This is a genomic window from Clostridium transplantifaecale, from assembly GCF_900626075.1.
Taxonomy (GTDB): domain Bacteria; phylum Bacillota; class Clostridia; order Lachnospirales; family Lachnospiraceae; genus Otoolea; species Otoolea transplantifaecalis.
This window is the reverse complement of record NZ_UYZY01000002.1, coordinates 745,856-769,257: the sequence shown is the minus strand read 5'-3', so window position 1 is coordinate 769,257 and position 23,402 is coordinate 745,856. Positions and strand designations below refer to the sequence as shown.

At 43.9% G+C, this 23,402-nt stretch carries 29 protein-coding genes and 1 tRNA gene; 11 read left to right on the top strand and 19 right to left on the bottom strand.

Going from position 1 to position 23,402, the window contains the following annotated elements; genetic code table 11:
• Window positions 1–52: 52 nt before the first annotated feature.
• The 4 genes from EJL91_RS09185 to EJL91_RS09170 all read right to left on the bottom strand — a co-directional run bounded on the left by EJL91_RS09185 (window position 53) and on the right by EJL91_RS09170 (window position 2,462).
• Window positions 53–571 carry a JAB domain-containing protein gene (locus EJL91_RS09185; protein WP_243125289.1) on the bottom strand — a complete coding sequence of 173 codons (519 nt, stop codon included), beginning with the start codon at window positions 569–571 and terminating at the stop codon, window positions 53–55.
• 95 nt (window positions 572–666) lie between these two features.
• On the bottom strand, window positions 667–1,602 hold the full coding sequence (locus EJL91_RS09180) for a DUF932 domain-containing protein (RefSeq protein ID WP_125141634.1): 936 nt from the start codon (window positions 1,600–1,602) through the stop codon (window positions 667–669).
• A gap of 69 nt (window positions 1,603–1,671) precedes the next feature.
• Window positions 1,672–2,181, bottom strand: coding sequence for a relaxase/mobilization nuclease domain-containing protein (locus tag EJL91_RS09175; RefSeq protein ID WP_125141633.1), 510 nt, complete (start codon window positions 2,179–2,181; stop codon window positions 1,672–1,674).
• The gene (locus EJL91_RS09170; protein WP_125141632.1) at window positions 2,163–2,462 is read right to left on the bottom strand and encodes a plasmid mobilization protein; all 300 of its coding nucleotides are present in this window, start codon (window positions 2,460–2,462) and stop codon (window positions 2,163–2,165) included. Before EJL91_RS09170 ends, EJL91_RS09175 begins: the two co-directional genes overlap by 19 nt.
• 327 nt (window positions 2,463–2,789) lie before the next feature.
• On the opposite strand from EJL91_RS09170, the gene EJL91_RS09165 reads away from it, so the two are divergent.
• Window positions 2,790–2,975 carry a helix-turn-helix domain-containing protein gene (locus EJL91_RS09165; protein WP_125141631.1) on the top strand — a complete coding sequence of 62 codons (186 nt, stop codon included), beginning with the start codon at window positions 2,790–2,792 and terminating at the stop codon, window positions 2,973–2,975.
• Between the two features lie 319 nt (window positions 2,976–3,294).
• Here the strand turns inward: EJL91_RS09165 and EJL91_RS09160 are convergent, their stop codons facing one another.
• The 6 genes from EJL91_RS09160 to EJL91_RS09135 are packed head-to-tail and all read right to left on the bottom strand — an operon-like array spanning window position 3,295 to window position 7,931.
• Window positions 3,295–4,410, bottom strand: coding sequence for a GTPase family protein (locus EJL91_RS09160; protein ID WP_125141630.1), 1,116 nt, complete (start codon window positions 4,408–4,410; stop codon window positions 3,295–3,297).
• A gap of 14 nt (window positions 4,411–4,424) precedes the next feature.
• Entirely contained in the window at window positions 4,425–5,552 is a 1,128-nt protein-coding gene (locus EJL91_RS09155; RefSeq protein WP_125141629.1) for a GTPase, read from the bottom strand.
• Between the two features lie 6 nt (window positions 5,553–5,558).
• Window positions 5,559–6,287 carry a hypothetical protein gene (locus EJL91_RS09150; RefSeq protein WP_125141628.1) on the bottom strand — a complete coding sequence of 243 codons (729 nt, stop codon included), beginning with the start codon at window positions 6,285–6,287 and terminating at the stop codon, window positions 5,559–5,561.
• Window positions 6,288–6,294: 7 nt separating this feature from the next.
• Entirely contained in the window at window positions 6,295–6,678 is a 384-nt protein-coding gene (locus EJL91_RS09145; RefSeq protein ID WP_125141627.1) for a hypothetical protein, read from the bottom strand.
• Between the two features lie 15 nt (window positions 6,679–6,693).
• On the bottom strand, window positions 6,694–7,044 hold the full coding sequence (locus EJL91_RS09140) for a hypothetical protein (protein ID WP_125141626.1): 351 nt from the start codon (window positions 7,042–7,044) through the stop codon (window positions 6,694–6,696).
• A gap of 5 nt (window positions 7,045–7,049) precedes the next feature.
• Complete coding sequence (locus tag EJL91_RS09135; RefSeq protein ID WP_125141625.1) at window positions 7,050–7,931, bottom strand: ATP-binding protein; 882 nt, start codon at window positions 7,929–7,931, stop codon at window positions 7,050–7,052.
• 588 nt (window positions 7,932–8,519) lie between these two features.
• Here EJL91_RS09135 and EJL91_RS09130 point away from each other — a divergent pair.
• Entirely contained in the window at window positions 8,520–8,843 is a 324-nt protein-coding gene (locus EJL91_RS09130; protein WP_125141624.1) for a helix-turn-helix domain-containing protein, read from the top strand.
• Between the two features lie 82 nt (window positions 8,844–8,925).
• Here the strand turns inward: EJL91_RS09130 and EJL91_RS09125 are convergent, their stop codons facing one another.
• The 9 genes from EJL91_RS09125 to trmB form a co-directional block, all read right to left on the bottom strand.
• Window positions 8,926–9,456, bottom strand: coding sequence for a hypothetical protein (locus tag EJL91_RS09125; protein ID WP_125141623.1), 531 nt, complete (start codon window positions 9,454–9,456; stop codon window positions 8,926–8,928).
• Window positions 9,457–9,699: 243 nt separating this feature from the next.
• A tRNA-Lys gene (locus EJL91_RS09120) sits at window positions 9,700–9,772 on the bottom strand.
• Between the two features lie 255 nt (window positions 9,773–10,027).
• Entirely contained in the window at window positions 10,028–10,849 is an 822-nt protein-coding gene (locus tag EJL91_RS09115; RefSeq protein WP_125141622.1) for a MetQ/NlpA family ABC transporter substrate-binding protein, read from the bottom strand.
• 247 nt (window positions 10,850–11,096) lie between these two features.
• Entirely contained in the window at window positions 11,097–11,756 is a 660-nt protein-coding gene (locus EJL91_RS09110) for a methionine ABC transporter permease (RefSeq protein ID WP_243125288.1), read from the bottom strand.
• Complete coding sequence (locus EJL91_RS09105; protein WP_125141621.1) at window positions 11,753–12,751, bottom strand: methionine ABC transporter ATP-binding protein; 999 nt, start codon at window positions 12,749–12,751, stop codon at window positions 11,753–11,755. Before EJL91_RS09105 ends, EJL91_RS09110 begins: the two co-directional genes overlap by 4 nt.
• A 335-nt stretch (window positions 12,752–13,086) precedes the next feature.
• Window positions 13,087–13,998, bottom strand: coding sequence for a LysR family transcriptional regulator (locus EJL91_RS09100; RefSeq protein ID WP_125141620.1), 912 nt, complete (start codon window positions 13,996–13,998; stop codon window positions 13,087–13,089).
• 194 nt (window positions 13,999–14,192) lie between these two features.
• Window positions 14,193–14,510: a thioredoxin gene (gene trxA, locus EJL91_RS09095; RefSeq protein WP_125141619.1), complete on the bottom strand. Its 318-nt coding sequence runs from the start codon at window positions 14,508–14,510 to the stop codon at window positions 14,193–14,195.
• Window positions 14,511–14,522: 12 nt separating this feature from the next.
• Window positions 14,523–14,666, bottom strand: coding sequence for a hypothetical protein (locus EJL91_RS24535; RefSeq protein WP_164516788.1), 144 nt, complete (start codon window positions 14,664–14,666; stop codon window positions 14,523–14,525).
• 98 nt (window positions 14,667–14,764) lie between these two features.
• Window positions 14,765–15,400: a tRNA (guanosine(46)-N7)-methyltransferase TrmB gene (gene trmB / locus EJL91_RS09090; protein WP_125141618.1), complete on the bottom strand. Its 636-nt coding sequence runs from the start codon at window positions 15,398–15,400 to the stop codon at window positions 14,765–14,767.
• A gap of 256 nt (window positions 15,401–15,656) precedes the next feature.
• Between trmB and EJL91_RS09085 the strand changes: the two genes are divergently transcribed.
• The 9 genes from EJL91_RS09085 (at window position 15,657) to EJL91_RS09050 (ending at window position 23,395) form a co-directional block, all read left to right on the top strand.
• On the top strand, window positions 15,657–16,535 hold the full coding sequence (locus tag EJL91_RS09085; RefSeq protein ID WP_125141617.1) for an SH3 domain-containing protein: 879 nt from the start codon (window positions 15,657–15,659) through the stop codon (window positions 16,533–16,535).
• A gap of 253 nt (window positions 16,536–16,788) precedes the next feature.
• Window positions 16,789–17,100: a hypothetical protein gene (locus EJL91_RS09080; protein WP_125141616.1), complete on the top strand. Its 312-nt coding sequence runs from the start codon at window positions 16,789–16,791 to the stop codon at window positions 17,098–17,100.
• Between the two features lie 5 nt (window positions 17,101–17,105).
• Entirely contained in the window at window positions 17,106–18,176 is a 1,071-nt protein-coding gene (locus EJL91_RS09075) for a V0D/AC39 family V-type ATPase subunit (RefSeq protein WP_125141615.1), read from the top strand.
• Entirely contained in the window at window positions 18,173–20,134 is a 1,962-nt protein-coding gene (locus tag EJL91_RS09070; RefSeq protein WP_125141614.1) for a V-type ATP synthase subunit I, read from the top strand. The genes EJL91_RS09075 and EJL91_RS09070 overlap by 4 nt, the downstream gene beginning before the upstream one ends.
• A gap of 93 nt (window positions 20,135–20,227) precedes the next feature.
• Window positions 20,228–20,662: an ATP synthase subunit C gene (locus EJL91_RS09065; protein ID WP_125141613.1), complete on the top strand. Its 435-nt coding sequence runs from the start codon at window positions 20,228–20,230 to the stop codon at window positions 20,660–20,662.
• Window positions 20,662–20,970 (top strand): V-type ATP synthase subunit F, encoded by a 309-nt coding sequence (locus EJL91_RS09060; protein ID WP_125141612.1) that lies wholly within the window; start codon window positions 20,662–20,664, stop codon window positions 20,968–20,970. Before EJL91_RS09065 ends, EJL91_RS09060 begins: the two co-directional genes overlap by 1 nt.
• Window positions 20,971–20,978: 8 nt before the next feature.
• On the top strand, window positions 20,979–21,077 hold the full coding sequence (locus tag EJL91_RS25360) for a hypothetical protein (protein WP_423243434.1): 99 nt from the start codon (window positions 20,979–20,981) through the stop codon (window positions 21,075–21,077).
• Window positions 21,046–21,627 carry a V-type ATP synthase subunit E gene (locus EJL91_RS09055; RefSeq protein ID WP_125141611.1) on the top strand — a complete coding sequence of 194 codons (582 nt, stop codon included), beginning with the start codon at window positions 21,046–21,048 and terminating at the stop codon, window positions 21,625–21,627. Before EJL91_RS25360 ends, EJL91_RS09055 begins: the two co-directional genes overlap by 32 nt.
• Before the next feature lies 1 nt (window position 21,628).
• Window positions 21,629–23,395 (top strand): V-type ATP synthase subunit A, encoded by a 1,767-nt coding sequence (locus EJL91_RS09050; RefSeq protein ID WP_125141610.1) that lies wholly within the window; start codon window positions 21,629–21,631, stop codon window positions 23,393–23,395.
• Window positions 23,396–23,402 lie beyond the last annotated feature (7 nt).

The window sequence follows — 23,402 nt, the reverse complement described above, 5'->3', positions numbered from 1 at the left end:
GCTTCTTTCTATAATTGCCTACCTTCTTCTACGTTTTTCATTTTTCCATCTTTTAGGCCGCGCCCTCTCTGTGCTCAAACGGACGGAAGCCGCTCTCTTTAAAGCTGACATACGTTCCATCCAGTCCAAGAATAATGTGATCCAGAAGCCGTATTCCGAGAATGTCTCCAGCCTCTTTGATTCTGACCGTCACGGAAATATCATCCCGGCTGGGCTCCAATCTGCCGGATGGATGATTATGAAACAAAAGAATCTGGGTGGCGTTCGACAAAATTGCATGTTTAAACAGGTCTCTGGTGTCAACGCTGCAGCCTGTCACACCTCCTACCGCGACGATCTCTGCTGCAATTGGCGTCATTGTTATATCCAGCGAAAGAACAGCCAAAATCTCCCGATCTGCATTTTGAAAGAGAGGCGCCATCATCTCCGCTGCTTCACCCGGCCGATGAAAAGGCGCCGTTCCATATAGAGCTTTTTCTTCCCGGAACATCTGGAGTTTAACGATTCCCACATTTTGCTTTGGTTTTGGATTTTTAAATAATTGAATTACCTTTTTTCTATCTTCTTTCACGGAAATCCCTCCTTCTAAAATAAATCAGGAGTACCGCATTGCGGTACTCCCCTTAGCCCATATACTGTCTTTTTCCCATAAAACTACTACTTCCTTTACTCGGCCTCTTTTACCAAATTGTAAGCCCGATCAATCATGACGTTCCCCTCTACCGTCCGCGCAAACAGATTTTCTTTATAACTGGACGTCTCCCGTAACGGCTTTGCATGAGTGGCAAAATCTGATACTGCATTGACAAACCGGTATGCATTCTTGTCCCTGTTTTCCAGATCCGGTGCCTCGAAATAGCGCATTTTTAAGTCTTCTTTCATCCGGCTTAGATTCTTTTTCTGAAGCTCGGTCGGGTTCTCGTACAGCGGGAACAGGGCATCAATGTACTTCATCACCTGGTAATCCGCCAGCTTAATCTGATTCAGATGCTCAATCGCCTCTCCCAGCTCTTTCATGTAAAGGTCAGCAAACAGAAGCGTATTCCTGGCATCCTCCAGCTTTCCGCTAATATCTCCTGTATGATTGGCCGCCCAGCATCGCTTCGCCGTTGCAAGGGCAAAATTCAGCGTGTTTTGGCACACAACACGGATCGGCGTAATAGCCACTTTTATAGCCCCTGTCGCATCATGTGTGTTCATGAATACCAGGTATGGGGCAATCTCGTCCTCTGAAATGAAATACTTTTGCGGCAACCGGGCGAGAACCCAGACGCGGCGGCCGTTTTGAAGGCTCCCTGCCGTTTCGTAGGTAACGCCTTCCCCCAGAAGGGCATCCGTGAATGCAAATGCCTCCTCGTTCTGGACTACCTTATAACGATCGGTTACAACGCCCAGAACCTGGTTGTCTGAATCCCGGACGTTGGCTTTGAACCCCTGGATTAGCACTCCCTCATTGGTTAAAATGGATTTCTGGTTTACCTTCCAGTCGAGCCCTGCGAGCCGCAGCGCTTCGGCCGAATTAGGCGCTTCCATCACCATGGTTCCCAAACCGTGCCATGGCTTTTCTCTGGTGTAAAACATGGTTTCTACATTTGCTGACATATTCGTTACCTCCTTGAATAGATTGTTTTTTGTATTCAAAGAGATAATATATAATCGAAATCCGCGACTTTAGCAGCAGTCGAAGGCTTCTAATAAAACTTTTTTATGTATTGCTCTAAAGGAATTGATCACTTGTTCCACATAAGTCCTTAAAGTCCATACCTCTGCAGGACCCCTGCTAAATTTTTTTCCATCAATATAACTTACGGTATTAATGATAAAGTGGACATGCAAATCATTCGTGTCCTCATGCACTCCATAAACCACTTGAAATTCTTCCCCATAATATTGAGCTATTTTGAATGCAATCATAGAAGCGCAATAAGGTCCTATCTGATCATCCGGATCAAAAGAAACAATAATATGTCTGACCTGCCTTCCATCCATTTTTCCAAAAGCTCTCTTTACCATTCGGAATTGTTCTGCCATAAAACTTAAGTCGCCATTTAAATTAACCCCGATCGCCCCATAATACCGCACTACCCCTCCGTTCTCTTTATCTGTCAATGCATAGTGGAGCAAGTCACAAACCGCCTTTTGATCGGCATAAGCGTTTCCTTTTATTTTAATAATAGCCATAATAACTCCTCCTGCTTTTTTTCTATATTGACCACTATGTCTCTTATCTCTTTTTCAGACGCCCCTAATTTTTGATAAAAATCTATGGTATTAAATTCTTTTTGAATTTGTATCGCATATGATACCAATTGTTTTTTCGATATACCCGAATGCCCTTTCCCACTTAGTGCTGATTGAATTAAATACGACGATATTCCCATTCTCGTTTTATTTGCCTTTTGCTCAATTTGATTCCTCTCTTCTGCAGAGCAGCGTAAATGAATTGTTTTCTCTTTCTTCATTCTCTTGCCTCCCGATTTGTTTTATTTAACTTTATGTTCGTTTGTCTTAATTTTTAATTTGTTATATCGAATTATTTGTCTTTATATTTTCTTATAACACATTAATGAGGGATACTAATAACCTATTAAGTAATCTTTATATTTATAAAATTACTGTTCAATACTTTATAGGTTTATCTTGTTATATACACAAGATTACTTGTTTGTATACACACAATGAATTTTTAATTATAGATGAGATTCCCTTAAAATTTATTTTTTTCCCTACTAACATATAAGTGAAGACAACGTCAAATAACTCACTGTAATGACAAAGGGGAGAGCACTATGTTTACAGATTACGGAGAAATTGTTACGATTGAAACGCTATGCGAGATGCTGGAGATTGGAAAAAACACGGCTTATTCTTTATTAAACAATAAAAAAATAAAAGCATTCAAGATTGGCCGGGATTGGAAAATCCCTCGAAAGGCAGTAGAAGAATATATTTTAAATGAGTCCTTTTTGAAATGAAACCCACGAGGGTAACAGGATGTTTAAAAAATAGAGGCTCCCTTTTTTCCTTGGGAACCTCTACTAATTAACCATGGAACATATATATGATCCAATCGAAAGTTTTTACTTTTACAAATTAATTATATTTTTAGAAAGGGGAATATTTCATGTTAAAACGTATTTGCTCGGCGGTTACGAAGCTTTCAACTCGTAAACTCTTTTTACAATATCTGCCGCAGATGCAAGACCATCAAATTCACTTTTGTTCGTATATAATGTAGTTCTGATCTTTGTTGTTTTTTTCCATTTTTTAACTGTTCCTTCCTTTTTTAATGATTTACATTTTTATACTTCTAAGTTCCGCCTCAAGGCTCATGCGTTTAAACTGTATTTTTTCTTTGAACGCTCGCTCCAAGCCCATTAATTCTTGAGCTATTTTTTCCTTTCTTATATCAGACATAACTTTAGGGACTAAAAGATTAAGTCCTGGAATTGTCAGAAAAATGGTAGAAGAAATATTTTCTGCTAGTATTTTTATAAAGTCCATACGAAAATTTACAACAAATGAAAAGTTCACATATGGTTTCCTTACTTCTTTTGTTTCGCTAGATAGCATTCTATGACATAAGTTATAAAAATACTCAAACATATTTAACATTTGCTTTTGAAAATATATTTCTATATCTTTTGCACACAGTTCAATTTGTTCGTTACAATAGGAACTAATATCATCAGCAACTTTCTTTGAGTGTATATTTATAATTGTTATTTTACTATCAGAATAATTACGGCACTTTTGTATTGTTCTTTCTATGCAACTGAAGCCGTATTTTTCCACTGTCTGAGGCAGCTTAACTTGTATTCTTTCCCATAATTCCTCTTTGATTTTTACTAATATCTGCTCTCGACCAAATGGTTCTGTTTGTATACCTCCTAACAATTTTTTTCCTTCACTACATACACAAATAATATCACCCTCATCCAAAGTTAATTTAAACAAACGTTCTTTGATTTCCTTAAGAGACTGGTCAATTCCCTTCAGATCACAATGCGTTAAAACAGTAATTACCTTATTTTTTTCTTCTAATAACTCGGAAATAATATCTTCCTCAAACTTTTCAATCCTGGCCGATTTTGCAGAAAAACAATAAAGTATTACATGAAACCAATCTTTAATGTCACTATGATCATGCTGTTTTACTTCATTTAGGATAAGTCGCTTCCATTCATCTGCTTTGTCTGCTTCTAACCCCCATGTATCATATATATTCAAATTTATATCACCATCTATTCTACGGTGGTATGAATAAATTCCCTTCTCTGTTACCGGCCTTCCCGTACCAGATTCTGCCGCTTTGCTGCCAAACAAATAATTCAGCAAACTGCTTTTTCCTACTCCGGATTTTCCAATAATAAGTACATTTATGTCCATGGCTCCCGTCTTACTATCCATTATGCCCCCCCTATTTACTGGTTTTGCATTGCTAGCCGAATTGTTTCTATAAGATCGCTTATAGTTTCTGGATTAAAATATTTTACAAGCTCTACATCCTCCCCCCTAAGTCTTGCATTAGAATATTTATAGCACATCTGTGACATTGCTTCTCCTAATGATTTCGTCATTATTGTTGCAATACCACTATTAATTACATTGCTCACACCAGTCCCAATTCCTGGAATAAACTTAAACATACTCCCTAAAACTGCCTTTGATAAATTTTTCCCGACATAGCTCATAACCTGGCTCTCTAATAGGGAGGTTGTTAAGCTTGCAACCTTATCTGTCCCATATGTTTTAATAATTTTAGAAACCATTCGCATTTGAATAGGTGCCAGAAGCAATGCATCGGAACCTGGAATCGGAACATATACCGCTGCCAGCGCCTGCGCAACTGCATCACGAATCACAACATTTTTTACATATTCCTTTTTTTCTTCTAAAGCTCCATAGACCGAACTTATGAATCCTGCCTTTAATGCTTCCGGCAGTTGGTCTAATGACCATCGAATTAGTTCATCCCGTTGTATGTATTCTTCTAAGTTTGAATCTTCCAATGTACAGTATGTAAAATATTTTAAATTACTATCAATTTGTCGCAAAGAAAGGATTAAGCTGGTCAGCTCAATTTCATCGACACCATCAATTTGTGTTAAAACAGCCGTAACTGGAATTCCTTTATCTTTAATTGTACAAATCATTTTTTGATCTATATCAAAAATTCGTTTATTAGCTGCACTAATACAATACCAAACCTCATGAATTTTTTCTTCAACAGCAGCATTTTCATTTAATATCGATAAAATATTGTTTTCATAATAAGACTGCCTCTCCGATCCAGTTTCATATCCTTCACTATCATATAAGTTAACCGACGTATCCGTTGAAGAATATTTTTTAATTCCACGTGTTAAAGGTACACCATGTCCAATCTCAGCAACTTCTTTACCAAAAATATTATTTATTAAACTGCTTTTTCCTACTCCTGTCCCACCGCAAACCAAAATATTGGGTTTCTGAATATCCATTTGAAGTTTTTCAAGTTCGCTATTTAAATCAAAGTCGTTTATGTCGAAATCACAATAGCCTTCTTTCATTATATATCACCCCATTAATTCTTCTAATGATATCTGTTCAGTCTCTATTTCTGTGGCTTCTCCATTGCAACTGCCACAAACTTCATTCATATTTCCGCTTGTAGTTACTTTGCCCTCCCGTGTTAGTAATGTTTTTCCATCTTTAAGTTTAATACACCTAAGGGCATCATCCTCTTTACAAAGTTGCTCAACCAATTTATTAATAATATTATAGTCCTCAGAGGAATGTGTTGTTCTCAAAAATTCACTATACATCGGCAAAAGGGCTTCAACCGTAATTGCCCCTTTATTCTCATCCAGAGCTCTACGGCACTCCTTATAATGGGCACGCAACTTTGTTTCTGAAAAGAAAAGTCTTTCCTGCGCGCGAGCAAAATCTGTTGTTATGCCAAAGAAAGTATCTTTGTATGGGAGTGCAACAAACGTAGGTAATTCTGCCTTCCACATTTCTATATCCATGTAACCTAAACTCTTGCAATTCATTTCTAAATATTTTTTTAATTTTTTTTCATTATTCGATTTATATGTATTTAATAACACCGTGTAAACAATAGTTCCAAGTACAATTAGTAGTAACACCGATAAAGCAGCTTTTCTCCCTGACAGAAAAAAAAGAATAAAAACAATTGCTCCCGCCGCACAAACTAACTTATGCTCTATTAGGTACTCACCAATTGACATGAATGCCCCTAAAATCATCAGACCGACAATCACAATTATTACTATTTTCCACATTTCTACTTTATCCCTTCGAAGGTTTCTCTATTATAAACTCCATGCATCGCTTTGTTTCTATTTGTTTTATTGAATCATATGTAAATTTTCTTTTTTCCATTTCTCTTTCTGCTTTTTCTAGTATTTTTTTTCCCGAGATGTCAATAAAATACATCTCCAAGAAAATTGTAAATACATCTTTATTCGTGCCAATATCACGTATAAAGCAAGATCCCTCATTAAAACTCAGCCCCTTTCGTTTTGATGCCATAATAACCTCGTCAGTAAATTCTCCCACAAGGTTTATATACATTTCTAAGGTATATTTTCCCTGAGACGACTGAAACAGTTCATAAAGAGTTGACATAAATTTTTCGGTTAATTCTTTAATACTCTTTTCTTTCTCTGACATAATTTTCCTCCTATATCACCCCAGCTTCAATATAAAATCTTCTGTTATATCAATAACTTCTCCGTTTTCATACCGCTGCCTATATTCAGGTGGTATTTCTTTTTCTGATTGGGTATACTCAACCACAACCTCTTTCCAGCAATGTTTTTCTTCATCCCTAACATAATTTTTTGTTTTAACCTGACATTTATTAATTCCTTTTTCTATCAATACAGTAGAACCTTCTATTGCATATTTCAATTTATTTTCTAAATTCTGAATAATTTTCCTCAACATATTTAGAATCTTCTCAAAAAATGCCATTACAACTCCTACTACTTTTTTTATTGTTCCTGTCATAATTTTCGTATATGGGATTATTCCCATGACTATCATCCCCTTTCTAACTCTGTCACTTCTGATTTAGAAAATGCAACATTTGAACAGTAGTTTTCAGCTCTGCTAGCTTGTAAGTTATTTAGTGCTTCCTCTATATATTTTTGTTCTACAAGTTTTTCTTTATTCCGCGCAGCTTTTATAGCGGCAGTGACAATAGAATTGACAATATCCGCTCCACTAACCTTGGGATAATTAAAAACAAGCTCTTGCTGATTTACATTATTAGGCAACTCATCAATTAAATAATGACTCCACAAATTTTCTCTAGCCTGCAAATCCGGTAAATCAATTTTAATATGATAAGGAATTCGTCTCATAAATGCAGAATCAAAGTTACTAATAAAATTTGTTGTAAATATCACCATACCTGTATATTCGTCTAACAGATTTAGTAAAACTGAACGTGTTTGGTTTACGCTCACATCTAATGCATTTTTCATATCCGTCACTCTCCGACTTAAAAGAGCATCAGCTTCATCAAATAAAAGTATTGCATCTGTTTCTGTAGCCGTTTTAAAGACATCTGTAAGATTTTTCGATGTTTCTCCAACATACTTTGATTCAATTTCCGCGTAATTTACTTGCAAAATCATCTTCTCTGTTTCTGTAGCAATAGCATTTGCAATCATTGTTTTACCAGTTCCCGACTGTCCATAAAAATTTACGGCCATTTTGGGTATTTTATTAACAACCTTTGACAATTTCCATTTATCGAATACTGTTTCCCAAACATCTGGAATTGCAATTAAATCTAAAATCTGTTCTTTTATCCCGTTATTTAAAATTACATCCGACAAATGTATTTGTGGTTTGAATAGTTTACAAATATGGTCAGATTTTTGTTCCTGCATTTTTTCAGTAAAAGTAATTGGCATCTTTTCTCCTTTACTACTAAAAAACTCTATTTTTAACCCATGTATGCGGTTTTTTATTGTTTTTTTTAGGGCATATTCCCGGCATCGGTCTACCCAAATTTTTAAAACGGATTACTTTTTTACCACACCAACTGCACATATATTCTACCCTATTATTTGCTTGCGTCATTTCTTTCCCTTCTAATAATATAAGTCTTTGCTTTTTATTTTTAATACGGTACTTTATTAATTGATTATAACATTTCTCCGCGCACATAACAACATATAGTTTATCTAATAACAGCTTTCAGTTTATTTTTTCAAGTTGTATTTATATAACCTAGATTTTAATTCTTAATTTTTATAAATTCCTCTAATATATCTAAAACCGATAAAACAAGATGAAAGATTAATTTTACAAACATTTTAAATAGTTTAATATTTCCGCTTAGTGTTGTTTTCATTTTAATTTGAAACTCCTTTCCTTTATGTAGCATAGATATTGATTTATCGTCGGTATAAAGCTTTTAGTTATGTACATTAGAGCAATTAGTTAATTAATAATTTTATAAAAACAAAGTAGAATCATATCATTGGAGGAATTACTTTATGAACTACATCGATCTTGGCCGACGCATCCGAGAAGAGCGTCTAAAATTGAACCTCACACAAGAAAAATTATCAGAGGCTATCAACGTATCCACCACCTATATTGGACAGATCGAGAGAGGAGAACGCTGTCCCACCCTAGAAACGTTAATTAAGCTATCAAATCGTCTCGGTGTGAGCATTGATTATCTCTTGCATGAGTCTATAGAGCCCTCTTCAACTACCCTTTCAAATTTATGGGTACAAATGACACAGGAATTATCCAATGATGAAAAAGAAATGATTATAGAGATGGTAAAGGTAATTAAAAATCATCGTAAATAATACCAGCCGGATTGAGAAATCCGGTTTTTTTATTGCAGCTACCAGAAAACGGCGCATCAAGTATCCTAATACCCTTATATCTTCATACTTTTAAGTCTTCCTCCATTTCCTTCAGTGCTCTTTTCAGTAATATAACAATAGTCTCTATCTCCCTAGTACGTTCATCCCCTCGGGCATCCTCTTGTTCCACCCCCTTTTCTAAAATAAGGAGTAGTTCTCGAATTTCAAAACAAAGCAGCATCTCTTCTTTCAATAACTGCTCGCTTAATAAGTGCTCCGCCCATAAAAACCCTACTCTCGATAAAACGGCAGCCGGTATATTTGACATCAGTGCACCATTTAATACCCCTTTCATAAATGTTTTTTTATATAGATAGTGGTTGAATGGCATCACAGTATCAAACCTTCTCTTTTCATCCATATATAGCAATAGTATTATAGAAAATCCTTTTCCTATGGATGCCCCCAGAAACGCAGCTTTTAACTTCGATACATTCTCCTTTAATCTCTTTCTTTCGCATTCGCCTAATAATTCATACGCCTCATTAATAATTTTCACGATCCGCTCCAAATCGCTAATACTGTTAAAATTTTTTTTCTTTTTATTCTTCATAGCACCGTTCCTCACACTCCGATTAATTTTATACGGTCACTTTTTTGCAAATATGCAACCAAACTGCAACCACTATCCTCCAACAAAAAAAGCAGTAAGGAAAAATCCCCACTGCTTTCACTAATTACAACTCATTTTTAATTTTTCTGATTTCCTGCAAACCTATATAAACACTAGCTTTTCCACGCATAAAAAAAAGCGCCGACCCCGCAGCTCTCTGTCTGCAAAACCAGCACTCTTCAGTGCGCCTTCAGGGACTCGAACCCTGGACAAATAGATTAAGAGTCTACTGCTCTACCAACTGAGCTAAAGGCGCGTATTAATTGTTGTTTTGTCACTTTTTGTGACGCATGAATTATTCTATCTCAATCATCATAAAATGTCAACCTCTTTTTTAAAAATCTTGTAAAAATTATGTCTGAATTATATATTTAATTAAATCTCTCCCATTTTGAGGCCTTAAACCTTACAACTATAAAGAGGGCAGGAAGCACTCGTTCCGCCCTTTTTACAGTCGCTCTTTATCTTTTTCCCGGTGTCGTATTTCACTGTTCTTTTATTTAGCTTTTATTTAGAATACCGGCACAACCGCTCCGTCATATTTTTCATTGATAAATTTCTTAACCGTATCCGAAGTCAGCGCTTCACTCAGAGCCTTTGTCTTTTCCGTGCTTTCGTTTCCTTCCTTTACCGCAAGAATATTGGCATAAGCCTGGGCTGCCAGTGAGTCGGATGCCTCAACGGCCAGAGTATCTTTTGTTTCTAACCCGGCTTCCAGCGCATAGTTTCCGTTGATGCAGGCGATATCCACATCCTGCAGGGAGCGGGCCAGCTGAGCGGCTTCCAGTTCCTTGATTTCCAGGTTCAGCGGATTTTCCCTGATGTCGACTGCCGTCGCCGTAAGGCCGGCATCTTCCTTAAGTGTCAGCAGCCCCTGAGCCTCCAGAAGCAGCAGCGCCCTCGCCTCATTGGTGGTGTCGTTGGGAACGGCAACGATCGCCCCCTCCTTTAGCGCCTCCAGATCGGTAGTTTTTCCTCCATAAATGCCAAATGGCTCAAAATGCACTTTTACAGCCGACACAAGATGTGTTTTATTTTCTTCGTTGAAATTGTCCAGGTAAGGCTGATGCTGAAAATAATTGGCATCCAGCTCTCCGTTTTCCAGGGCCGTATTGGGCAGGACATAATCGTTGTATTCCACAACCTCCAAATCATAGCCTTTGGCTTTTAATTCTTCCTTTGCGGCATTAAGAATCTCGCTGTGGGGCGTTACACTCGCCCCTACTTTGATGACTGTATCCTTCTCGCTTGCAGCGGCCGGCTTTCCGCAGCCGGACAAGGCTGTTGATACTACACAAACTCCTGCTAATACTGCAATTAATCCCTTTTTCATAATCTTTTTCCTCCTTAAAATTGCTCACTTTTTAATGTTTTTATTTTATATGTGATTTTTTGTTTACTTTCCTGTCTCTGCTGCCTTATCTCTGTTGCTCTATCTGAGTTCCTCTGCTTCATCTGTTCTGTCTCTGCTGCTTTTTCTCAGCGATTCCGTTTCAGTTCCTCTATTCCTGCTGTTCCGTCCTTTCTGCCCGGTCTCTATGTTTCATTCCCTTCTGTTCCATTCATGCCGGCCCGCCTAATCACCGGCTTCTCTTATCCACCCGCTGTACAAGCCGAATCCCAAATTCCTGAAATAGCTGGACGATAACGACCAGCAGCACCACCGTGACAAGCATTGTCCCCGACTGGTAACGGTAGTATCCGTAGTTGATGGCGATTGCCCCCAGGCCTCCTCCTCCGGTGAATCCCGCCATTGCCGAATATCCGAGAATGGTGGCAACGGCTATTGTACTTCCCACCAGCAGGGACGGTCCCGCTTCGGGAATGAGCACCTTGCGTACAATCTGCATCGGCGAGGAACCCATGGCCCTGGCCGCCTCAATCACGCCGTAGTTAACCTCTTTCAGCGAAGATTCCACCAGCCGTGCCACAAAGGGCGTAGCCGCAACTATTAACGGCACCACCGTGGCCGTAGAACCTATCGTCGTCCCTGCAACCAGCCGCGTGAACGGCAGAATCGCTACCAGCAGAATCAGAAAAGGCACTGAACGCAGTAAATTGATCACAACGCCCGCAATGGTATTTATCTTCCTGTTTCTGCAAATCCCTCCGCTGTCCGTCACATAGAGGAGAACTCCAAGGGGAATTCCAAACAGGTAGGCCATAGCGGAAGAAAATAATGTCATATACAGGCTTTCCCCCGTTCCTTTTAATAAAAGCAGAATCATTTCCCGGCTCATGCACCTGCGCCTCCTTCCTCAAAATAAATACGGTGTTCCTTCAGGTATTTTTGTATCTTTTCTACTTTCTCCCTGTCCTCCGGCAGTTCAATCAACATCTGGCCGTAGGCCTTGCCGCCTATGTTCTCCGTATTGGCCCCAAGAATGCTTACCATTGCATTGCAGCTCAGGCTGAGAGCCGATATAACGGGTTCCGACGCCGACTGGCCGTCAAATGCAATCCGTAGCACATGTTTCCCATCCGTCTCTTCCAGGCCTGTTTTGTCCGGAAGAATCAGCCTGCGGGCCGTCTCCGTCTTCGGATTCAGGAAGACATCCCGGACCGTGCCGGTCTCCTCGATGCTCCCGCCGTTCATTACGGCCACTCTGGTGCAAATCTGCTGCACCACCTTCATCTCATGGGTAATTACCACAATTGTGACACCCAGACGCTCATTAATCTGTTTCAGCAGTTCCAGAATCGCTCTCGTTGTTATGGGATCCAGCGCGCTGGTTGCCTCGTCGCAGAGAAGCACTTCCGGCTCGGTTGCAAGAGCCCGTGCAATCGCCACTCTCTGCTTCTGTCCTCCCGAAAGCTGTGCCGGATAGGCGTTTTCCTTTTCCTCCAAATCCACCAGCTTCAGCAGTTTCCTTGCCCGCTCCCTGCACTGGTTCCGTTTGGCTCCGGCAATCTCCAGAGGATAACAGACATTGTCTATGACATTTCTCTGCTCCAGGAGGTTGAACTGCTGAAAAATCATTCCTATCTTGCGGCGGTAATTCCGCAGCTCCCCGGCGCTCACCTTTGTCAAATCCACGCCATCGAAATAAACACTTCCCTTGGTTGGAACCTCCAGCAGATTGATACACCGTACCAATGTGGACTTCCCTGCGCCGGAGAATCCGATAATACCGAATATTTCACCTTTTTCTATTTCCAGAGACACATTCCGCACCGCCACAACCTCACCGCTCCGCGAGGAATACTCTTTGCTGACATGTTCAAACCGTATCACATTCCATCCCCCTCTTGCCCTGAGACGTTTTTCAAAAACCGTCTCGCTTCTGATGCATCACAGTATATCACCTCCCTGATTGTTGCGCTAATTCATAAAAAATGCAGCTAGTTATAGGATAAACCTATAGCCAGCCGCCTGTACCACAATCTTTTATTTTCTTCTGCTCTGCGCCTACTGCTGCATCTTATCTCTCTGCCGCAGAGTGCCTTATATCTTACTGCAGCGCCTTATACCCTACTACAACGCCTTATACCCTGCCGCAGCGCCTTATACCTTACCGCAGCGTTTATACCTTATGCAGTGCCTTATACCTCACCCCAGCGCCTTATCCCCTACCGCAGCGCCTTATCCCTGTACTTCGCAATCTCCTCCAGATATTTCTGTCCCAGAGGGCTGATAGCCATCCCTTTCCGCGCCAGATACCCAATCGACATAACCTCGTCACTGTCCAGCCGCACCGCACAGAAATCGGTGCCGTTCAATTCCTCGCAGATAATACCGCAGCAGAGCGTGTAACCGTTCAGCCCTACCATCAGGTTTAAGATCGTAGCCCTGTCATTGACCTTGATCAGGCGCTTGTAATCGTAAGTACTGAGGACTTCCTCAGCAAAATAAAAAGAATTATAATTGCCCTGTTCAAATGAGAGGCAGGGATACTCCTCCAGCTCCTGAAGCGTAATCAGCTCCCGCTTTGCCAGCGGATGCCCCTTCCACATATAGACGTAAATGCTGCATTTCAGTATCTCATGGAATCCCAGATCAAACTGATGGAACAGTTTCGTCAGGACCTTGCGGTTAAAATCGTTGATATACAGAATTCCTATCTCACTCTTAAAATTCTTTACATCCTCGATCACCTCATACGTCTTCGTCTCATGGATGGCAAACTCATACTCATCCATTCCAAACTGCTTGACCATCTCCACAAAGGCATTGACGGAAAATGTGTAATGCTGCATGGAAACACTGAACTTCTTTTTCGTACTCTCCTTGGACACATACTTTGTCTCAATCAGCTGGTACTGCTCGACCACCTGCCTGGCATAGCCGATAAATTCCTCCCCCTCCGGCGTTACGAAAACCCCGCGGTTCGTCCTTTTAAACAGTTCCACGCCAATCTCGTTCTCCAGCTCCCGGATAGCGGCCGACAGGCTTGGCTGTGAGATAAAAAGCAGCCTGGACGCCTCGTTCATTGAATTCGCACCGGCAACTGTGATCGCATACTTTAACTGAATCAGTGTCATAATTCAGTTCCTCCTCCCCACTAAAAACAATGACCGTCACTCACACAAAAGAAGGTGCCACTCCTCCACTCTTCTCAAGTGATTTCGCAACACCCTCTCCAAAATTGATCTTTATTCGGTTTTATCATTATTCAGTTTTATGATTATTCAGTTTTATCAGTCCAATCGCGGCCGTACCGGCCCGGCGCCAGTCATCAGATAGCCTGGTTAATCGCCTTCACGATGGTCGCTTTTGTCTGTACTCCGACTTCTTTCCGGATCACCTGGCCCTTGCTGAACACAATCAGGGTAGGAATTGACATGACTCCGTATTTCATAGCCAGATCTGCGCTCTCGTCTATATTTACTTTACCGACCTTTATCCTGCCGTCGTATTCACTGGCCAGCTGTTCGACTACGGGCGCCATCAGTTTACACGGGCCGCACCAGTCTGCATAAAAATCTACCAGCACCGGTATATTTGATTTTAAAACTTCTGTTTCAAAATTCTCACTCGTAAATCTTGTCTCCATTCGCAGCTCCTCCTACTTCTTCTTTTTTCTGTCAGTGTCTATCACCTTACCCACCTCGTCAAAATGCTTTTTCCATTTCAAAACGGTTTTATTAAGTTCCGTCTTGTCACTGGTCGCCTTCGACAATTCACGGGTAATCCTGGCCTTCATACTCATTCTGCACACCTGCCGTCTGCTGTTTGCTACATTATATGCGGATTCACCGCATACAGATTACCGGCAGCGCTTTCGGCGCGCTTTCTCACATTCGTATTCTATCTGACAGCCGTCAGCTTGCAGATTGGTTTTCCCTCTGCCGCAAACTTTGTTTCATATTCGGTCATTACGTTTCCTTCCGCCATCTCGCTGTGATGAAGATCGAATGTAGATTCAAGGATTTTCCATCCCGCTTCAGGCACCGATTCCAGGGAGTAATCGAAAAGTCCCCTGTTATCCGTCTTGAATTCCACTCTGCCGTCTCTGCTCAAAATTTTATCGTATACCTCCATAAACTGAGGTGATGTAAGCCTTCTCTTGGCATGTCTGTCCTTGGGCCACGGATCGGAAAAATTCAGGTAAATCCTGGCGACCTCGCCCGGCTCAAAAATTTCAGCCATGTTTTTAGCGTCAACACACATAAAATAAATATTAGACAGCTGAAGCTGCTCTCTCTTCTGGAGCGCTTTCAGCATTACGGTCGAATACCGTTCTATGCCGATATAGTTAACTTCTGGGTTTGTCCGGGCCAGTTCCATGATGAATTTGCCCTTGCCCATGCCTACTTCTATATGAATCGGATTATGATTCCCAAATACCTCATGCCACTTTCCCTTCCGCTCTTCCGGTTTCTGAATTACGTAGGGGCTTTCCTCTATCATCTGCTCTGCGCCCGGTATATGGCGTAGTCTCATACTGTTTCCTCCTGGTGTTCTTTACATCTTTTTTTCCTATTTTTTTCATTCTTTTTATTTTACTATCTTACCATTTCAGTCATTTTTATGCAAGTTAATCTGTAAATTCTGCTACTGTTCCAATAATTCTAAGATATATATTACATTTTTCCTAATTTTATAAATTTATTTCAAAATATAGGTGCATAAAATTTTCCTATATATTATAATAGGGTTAATTAAGACTTAAGCATTACTGATACAAAGGAGACGGCCTATGAACAATACAGACAATCCAGGCACAAACAGCTGGGATAAGATCCAAAGCGGAGTACGGGATACGGAACGCCTTATCGGGCAGAAAAAATATAACATGGCGATGGTGAAAGCCCGCCAGACACTTGAGTTTATGGTAAAGTGCCTCTGTGACAAATCGGGTGTTATGGAGGGCAATCTCATTGATATGATTGACGCCCTGTACGATGACGGCATTATCAGCAAGACCACCTGCGAACATTACCACAAGATCAGGACCATCGGCAACAAGGCCATCCATGAAGAAGACAACAGCGCCTACAACGCCAACCAGGCCCACCATCTTCTTTCACAGGAGGTATACACCTTCGCTAACGATTACAGCGAGAAACGGCGCAAACCGGCGCAGGCCTCATCTGCAAGACGGCGCAGCGACGAACCCCAGCACAGGCGGTCATCCTCCGGCGGCGCAAGCAGCCGGCGCAGGGTACAGTCTTCCGGCCCTTCCTTCGATGCCGGAAGCATCATCAAACCACTTTTACTGATTGCAATTATTGTAGTTTTAATTTTTATCATCAAGATGATTCACCCGGGAAAAGAAAAAGCCCCGGAAACGACTGCACCGGCTGTCTCGACAGAAATGACGGATCCGGTACCGACCGAAACAGAGACCCCAACTGAAGAACCGACAACAGAGGCTGCAACTGTAAAATACAAAGTCAATGCCGACACGTTAAATGTTCGGGCCACTCCTGCTACAGACGGAAGAATCGTCGTACAGCTGGCCAGGGATGCAGAAGTTGAATATGTGCGTGATCATGATGACAGATGGTGTATTATCAGATACAACGGCCAGGACGCTTACGTTGCAAAGGAATACCTCGCACCTGTCACCCAATAACTGAATGACAGAAGACAGGATTCCATTGGCTGAAATTGATTTTTTATTTTAATCGTCCAATAACCATAGCGGAATTTCCCAATTCTGCTATGGTTTTTTTATTGAGTGGCAATAAAAAGTTCGCGAAGCGTGCTTTTCGTTGTTGGCGGTGGCGGAGAATCCTTTGTTCCTGCCGGATTCTTTCCTGCATTTATGCGTATAATAGTTTCAATAACGCGGCACAAGTTTATAATAACCACAGGAGGTGCCTTAAATGGACCGGATTATAGGAAAAATATCTCTAATAGAAAATAAAGCCGTAAAAATTATGGAAGATGCCGCTGCCCGGAAAAAGGATATTGCGGATCAGATCCACAAAGAGACGGAAGAATTTAATCGGGATCTGGAGGCTGAGACTGAGGCACGGATTGCCGAAGTCCGGACTTCCATGGAAGACGAGATGCAAAAGAAACTGTCCTGCCAGAGAAGCCGGGCGGAACACATGATTCAGAAACTGGAGAACCACTATAAGTGCCAGAGCCAGACCTATGTGGAGCAGCTATTTAAAGAAATGACGGGAGCGTGATTCTTATGAGAGGACTTCTGGCCTACAGCGGGCTGACTACCAAGGTCCGTGCAATGACGGGACAGCTCCTCACCAGGGACCAGTACCGGGCCATGGCCGGACTGGAAAGCGTACCGGAAGCGGTGGAATTCTTACGCGCTTTTCCTGCCTATTCGGGCGTGTTCCCGGATATGGACAGTGAGGATCTGCACCGGGGAACCATTGAGCGGCTTCTGGCCGGTTCCCTGTACAGGGATTACGCCAGGCTGTACCGTTTTTCAAACATAAAACAGAGACGTTTTTTCAAACTGTATTTTATGCACTTCGAGATAGATATTATGAAGAGCTGTCTGAGAAATGCAGCGGCCCATCAGCCGGTTCCGGTCGGCCTGTCCCGGTACGAGGAATTTTTCCGTTCCCATTCCAAACTGGATCTGTCGGCCATCGGCACGGCCGCCACAACGGATGAGTTCATCGACAGCCTGGAAGGCACGGTTTATTACCCGCTGCTGGCGCGCATCCGCGATTCCGGCGACGGAGGCCACTTTGATTACGAGATGGCGCTGGATCTCTATTATTTCAACGTCACCTGGAAAGCAATTAAAAAGAATATTCCGAAGAGGGAACAGGAAACCATCCTGCAGGGGTTCGGAACAAAACTGGACCTGCTGAACCTTCAGTGGATTTACAGGACCAAACGGTATTACACAATTCCGGGATCGGAAGTGAAAAAGCTTCTCATCCCCATCCGTTACCGCCTGCGAAACAGCCAGCTTGAACAGCTGATCGCCGCCGAAAGCATGGAGGAATATTTCTCCGCGCTCTCGGAAACATGGTACGGTTCCCAGACCAAACAGTCCGCATTGGATGAAAAGCCAAATCTGGAAATCCTCTACGACGTGATATTGGCCCACATCCACAGGACTGCGGCCGCCAGGAATCCGTACTCCATCGCCTCGCTCTACTCTTACCTGTATTTCAAAGAAGATGAGCTGAGGAAAATCGTCACGGTTATAGAAGGAATCCGCTATCGCCTCGATGCCGGAGAAATTCTGGATATTATAGAAAAACATGAAACAGGGGGGAATGCGACGTGATAGAAAAAATGAAATTTCTAAGCATAACCGGTCCCAAAGAAGATATTGACCGGGTTGTCAATCAGTATCTCAGCAAATATGAGATTCAGATTGAGAATGCTCTGTCCGAGCTGAAAACCGTAAAAGACCTCCGCCCTTATATTGAAATCAATCCCTACAAAGAGCTCTTCACAAGAGCCTCCCGCCTGGTCGGCTCCCTGAATTCGGGTGGTCCTGCCAAAACCGCGGAAACACCGGCAAAAGGAACTCTGTTGCCGGACAGCAGGGATATTTCCATAGAAAAGGCGTCCGAGACTGTCATCCGGGTAGATAAGGCCCTGGCAGATTTTATGGGAAACAGGACAAAACTGGAAGGGGAACTGGATACGCTGCGGACTTCCCACAATAAAATCCTTCCATTCAGGGAGCTGGATTACGATATCCGGTCGATTCTGCATTTCCGGCACATCAGGTTCCGGTTCGGCCGGATCCCGCGGGAATATTATGCAAAATTTGAGAAGGTCGTCTATGAGTCGTTAGATACCATCCTCTACAAATGCCATGAGGATGAAAATTATGTTTCCATCGTCTACTTTGTTCCGGCCGTTATATCCAAACGAATCGACGCCATTTATACGTCGCTTCACTTTGAACGGTTTATTGTGCCGGACGAATACAACGGAACGCCGGGCGAGGCCATCGACGCCCTGGAAGAACAGATCCGGAAAGCCGAGTCCGAACTCGCGGAAATGAATGCGCAAATTAACCGGATCCTGGAAGACAACAGGCAGGATATCCTGGACGCTTACACAAAACTCAACTCCTACAACACGAACTTTAACGTGAGGAAACTGGCCGCCTGTACAAACCACGATGTCAACACGTTCTACATCCTCTGCGGATGGATGACGGAACGGGATGCCGAACAGTTCCGGAAGGAGCTGGAGCTGGATGACAAGACATTCTGCCTCGTGGAGGATGATCACAACAACCTGCTCACTCCTCCGCCCACCAAACTGAAGAACCCGAAATTGTTCCGTCCGTTTGAGATGTTTATCAAGATGTATGGGCTTCCGGCGTACGGAGAACTCGATCCCACGATCCTGATTGCCGTAACCTACTCCTTCCTCTTTGGTTTCATGTTCGGCGACGTGGGGCAGGGACTGTTCCTCCTGTGCGGCGGATATGCGCTCTACCGCGTGAAAAAGATGGATTTGGCCGCTGTTGTTTCATGCTGCGGATTCTTCTCCACCATATTCGGTTTCCTGTTCGGCAGTGTCTTTGGATTTGAAGATATCCTCCATCCGCTCTGGCTGCGGCCCGCCGCCCAGATGATGAACCTGCCGTTTATCGGAAAGCTCAACACCGTATTTATCGTCGCGGTCGCCCTGGGAATGGGAATTATTGTACTGACCATGATACTGAACATCATTAATTCGGTCCGTTTTAAGGATCCCGAAAAATCCTGGTTTGATACCAACGGTCTGGCCGGCCTTGTCTTCTACGGAAGCGTTCTGGCTGTTGTCGTTCTCTTCATGATGGGGAAAACACTTCCCGCCGCCGGCGTACTGGCCGTCATGTTCGGAATACCGTTAATTATCATTTTCCTGAAGGAACCGCTCGCAGCACTCGTCAAAAAACAGGCCGGACACATTTCCGAATCCCGCGCCATGTTCTTTGTCCAGGGATTCTTTGAAATGTTTGAGATGCTGCTCAGCTACTTCTCCAACACCCTGTCCTTTGTACGTGTCGGCGCGTTTGCAGTCAGCCACGCGGCCATGATGGAAGTCGTCATGATGCTGGCCGGAGCCGAATCAGGAGCTCCAAACTGGGCTGTCGTCATTATCGGTAACCTGTTCGTCTGCGCGATGGAGGGACTGATTGTCGGAATCCAGGTACTGAGACTGGAATACTATGAAATCTTCAGCCGCTTCTACAAGGGCAGCGGACGTGAATTCCGCCCTTACGGAAAAGCCTGAGGCCGGTAAAAAAAGCCTGAACACTGAAAACGGCGCTGGAAGTCCTTAAAAAGCCCTTCGCCGGTAATATAAAAATAATGGAGGATTACTATTATGTCATTAACAGTCAAAATCTTATTAGCTGCCGCACTCATCTTAAGTATTGCCGTACCTTTCGGCGCATTTGCCGCAGGTGAAAAAACAAGGGGCAGATATAAAAGGGCCCTTGGTGTCAACGTATTACTGTTTTTCGGGACGCTTATCACCGCATCCGTCCTGATGTTCTCCGGCAACGCATATGCCGCTGAGGAGGCCGCCGGGACCGCTGCAGGCGCCGCCGCAGGCATGGGCTACATCGCAGCTGCTCTCTCCACCGGACTTTCCGGCATCGGAGGCGGTATCGCCGTTTCCGCCGCTGCCTCCTCCGCTTTGGGCGCTATCAGTGAGGATTCCTCCATCTTTGGTAAATCCCTCATCTTCGCCGGCCTTGCCGAAGGTGTCTGCCTCTACGGATTGATCATCTCCTTCATGATCCTGGGTAAATTATAATGAAGATGTACCTGTTAAGCGACAACATAGACACTCTCACTGGAATGCGCCTGGCCGGCGTGGAGGGTGTTGTTGTGCATGAACAGCAGGAGGTAAAAGAGGCGCTTGATAAAGTCCTCGCCGATAAGGAGATCGGAATCGTGCTCTTAACCGAAAAATTCGGGCGCGATTTTCCCGACCTCATCAACCGTGTCAGGCTGGAACATAATTTCCCGCTCTTTGTGGAGATCCCCGACCGTCACGGAACCGGCCGCAAGCCGGACTTTATCACTGCCTATGTCAATGAGGCCATTGGCCTCAAACTCTAATTCGGGGCGTGCAGATGGCGGGAATGAAGTTTCAAACACGCTCTGGCGCAGTATTTGGAAAGCAGGTGAACATACTTGACCATAGAAGAAAAACTGGAACATTTTGAATCCCTCTGTTATGGGGATGCCACCGAGCGCAGCGACAAGATGCTGGCCGATTATACCGCCTCCTTAAGATCCATTATGGAGGAACATAAAAGGGATGCCCGCCGTCAGGCCGACATGCAGGTAGCCGTCGAGGCTGAAAAAATCGAACATGACATCAACAAACAGCTGTCCATTGAACAGATTAACATCAAACGCGAATACAGCAAAAAGCAGGAAGAGCTTAAGACCATGCTGATCAGCGAGCTGCGCAACCGCCTGGCTCTTTTCATGGATTCCGCCGACTATCAGCATTTCCTTGAGTCGGAGGTAAAAAAGGCGATGGAATTCGCCCAGAAAGCTCCGATGACCGTTTATCTGGATCCATCGGACGCCGACAAACTGAACCGCATCGCGCTTCATACCGGGGCGGACATAAAGCTCAGCGATACCACATTTCTGGGTGGTATCCGTGCCGTCATTCCGTCCAAGAACATCCTGATAGACAATTCATTTAAAACAAAGCTGGAAGAAATCTCCGAGAAATTCCAGTTCCGGTTAGGAGGCAGATAAGATGGAACGCACAGGCATTATATACGGTATCAACGGTCCCATCGTCTACCTGAAGGGCGATCCGGGCTTTAAAATGAACGAACTGGTCTATGTGGGGACCGACAAGCTCGTCGGAGAGGTTATCGGCCTCACCAGCGAAAGGACCACCATTGAAGTATATGAGGAAACATCCGGCATCAAACCGGGCGAGTGCGTCAGCGGAAGCGGTTCTCCCGTATCGGTCATCCTGGCTCCCGGCATCCTCACTAATATTTTCGACGGAATCGAACGCCCTCTGACGGAAATCAAGAAAACCGGCGGCGCCTACATCGACCGTGGTGTCAGCGTGGAATCGCTGGACGGCGGCAAACTGTGGGATACACGCCTCACGGTAAAAAAAGGAGATACGCTGTATCAGGGCTCCATCATCGCTGAAGTTCCGGAAACCAGGGCTATTGTCCACAAAGTCATGCTCCCTCCGGGCACGGAAGGAACCGTACTAGACGTCGTTCCTGACGGCAAATACACAATACACGACCCGCTCATTACGCTTCAGCGCCCGGACGGCACGGAGATTAAACTCCCGATGGCGCAGAAATGGCCGATCCGTATTCCGCGTCCCGTTGGCAAACGTTATCCGGCATCCCGGCCGCTTATCACAGGCCAGCGTATCCTGGATACCCTGTTCCCCCTTGCAAAAGGCGGTACGGCCTGTATCCCCGGTGGATTCGGTACGGGAAAAACCATGACCCAGCATCAGATTGCCAAGTGGTCCGATGCGGACATTATCATCTATATCGGCTGTGGAGAGCGCGGCAACGAGATGACCCAGGTTCTGGAAGAATTCCAGGAGCTGACGGATCCCCGTACTGGCAACCCTCTGATGGACCGGACCACCCTGATCGCCAACACCTCCAACATGCCGGTAGCGGCCCGTGAGGCCAGTCTCTACTCGGGACTTACCCTGGCGGAATATTACCGCGATATGGGCTACCACGTTGCGATTATGGCCGACTCCACGTCCCGCTGGGCCGAGGCGCTCAGAGAGCTGTCCGGCCGTCTGGAAGAGATGCCTGCCGAGGAAGGTTTCCCGGCCTATCTGGCATCCCGCCTTTCCGCCTTCTATGAAAGGGCCGGAATGATGCAGAACTTAAACGGTACGGAGGGTTCCGTCTCCATTATCGGCGCAGTCTCCCCGCAGGGCGGAGATTTCTCCGAACCCGTCACCCAGAACACCAAGCGGTTTGTCCGCTGCTTCTGGGGACTCGATAAAAACCTGGCGTACGCCAGACATTTCCCGGCTATCCAGTGGCTGACCAGCTATTCGGAGTATCTGACCGATCTGGCTCCCTGGTACACGGAAAACGTGGATAAGCGGTTTATCGACTACAGGAACCAGCTCGTCTACATCCTGACCCAGGAAAACAGCCTGATGGAAATTGTCAAGCTGATCGGAAGCGACGTCCTGCCGGACGATCAGAAACTGGTGCTGGAAATCGCCAAGGTCATCCGACTCGGCTTTCTGCAGCAGAATGCGTTTCATGCGGAGGATACCTGCGTGCCGATGAAAAAGCAGTTTAAGATGATGGAAATCATCCTCTATCTCTTCAAGCGCTGCCGCGCCCTGATAGGAATGGGAATGCCGATGTCCATCTTAAAACAGGATAATATTTTCGAAAAAATCATATCAATCAAATACGACGTTCCCAACAACCGCCTCGATCTTTTTGACGGATACCGCGAGGCAATCGACAAATTCTACGACGCCGTCGTGGAGCGGAACGCTTAAGGAGGGA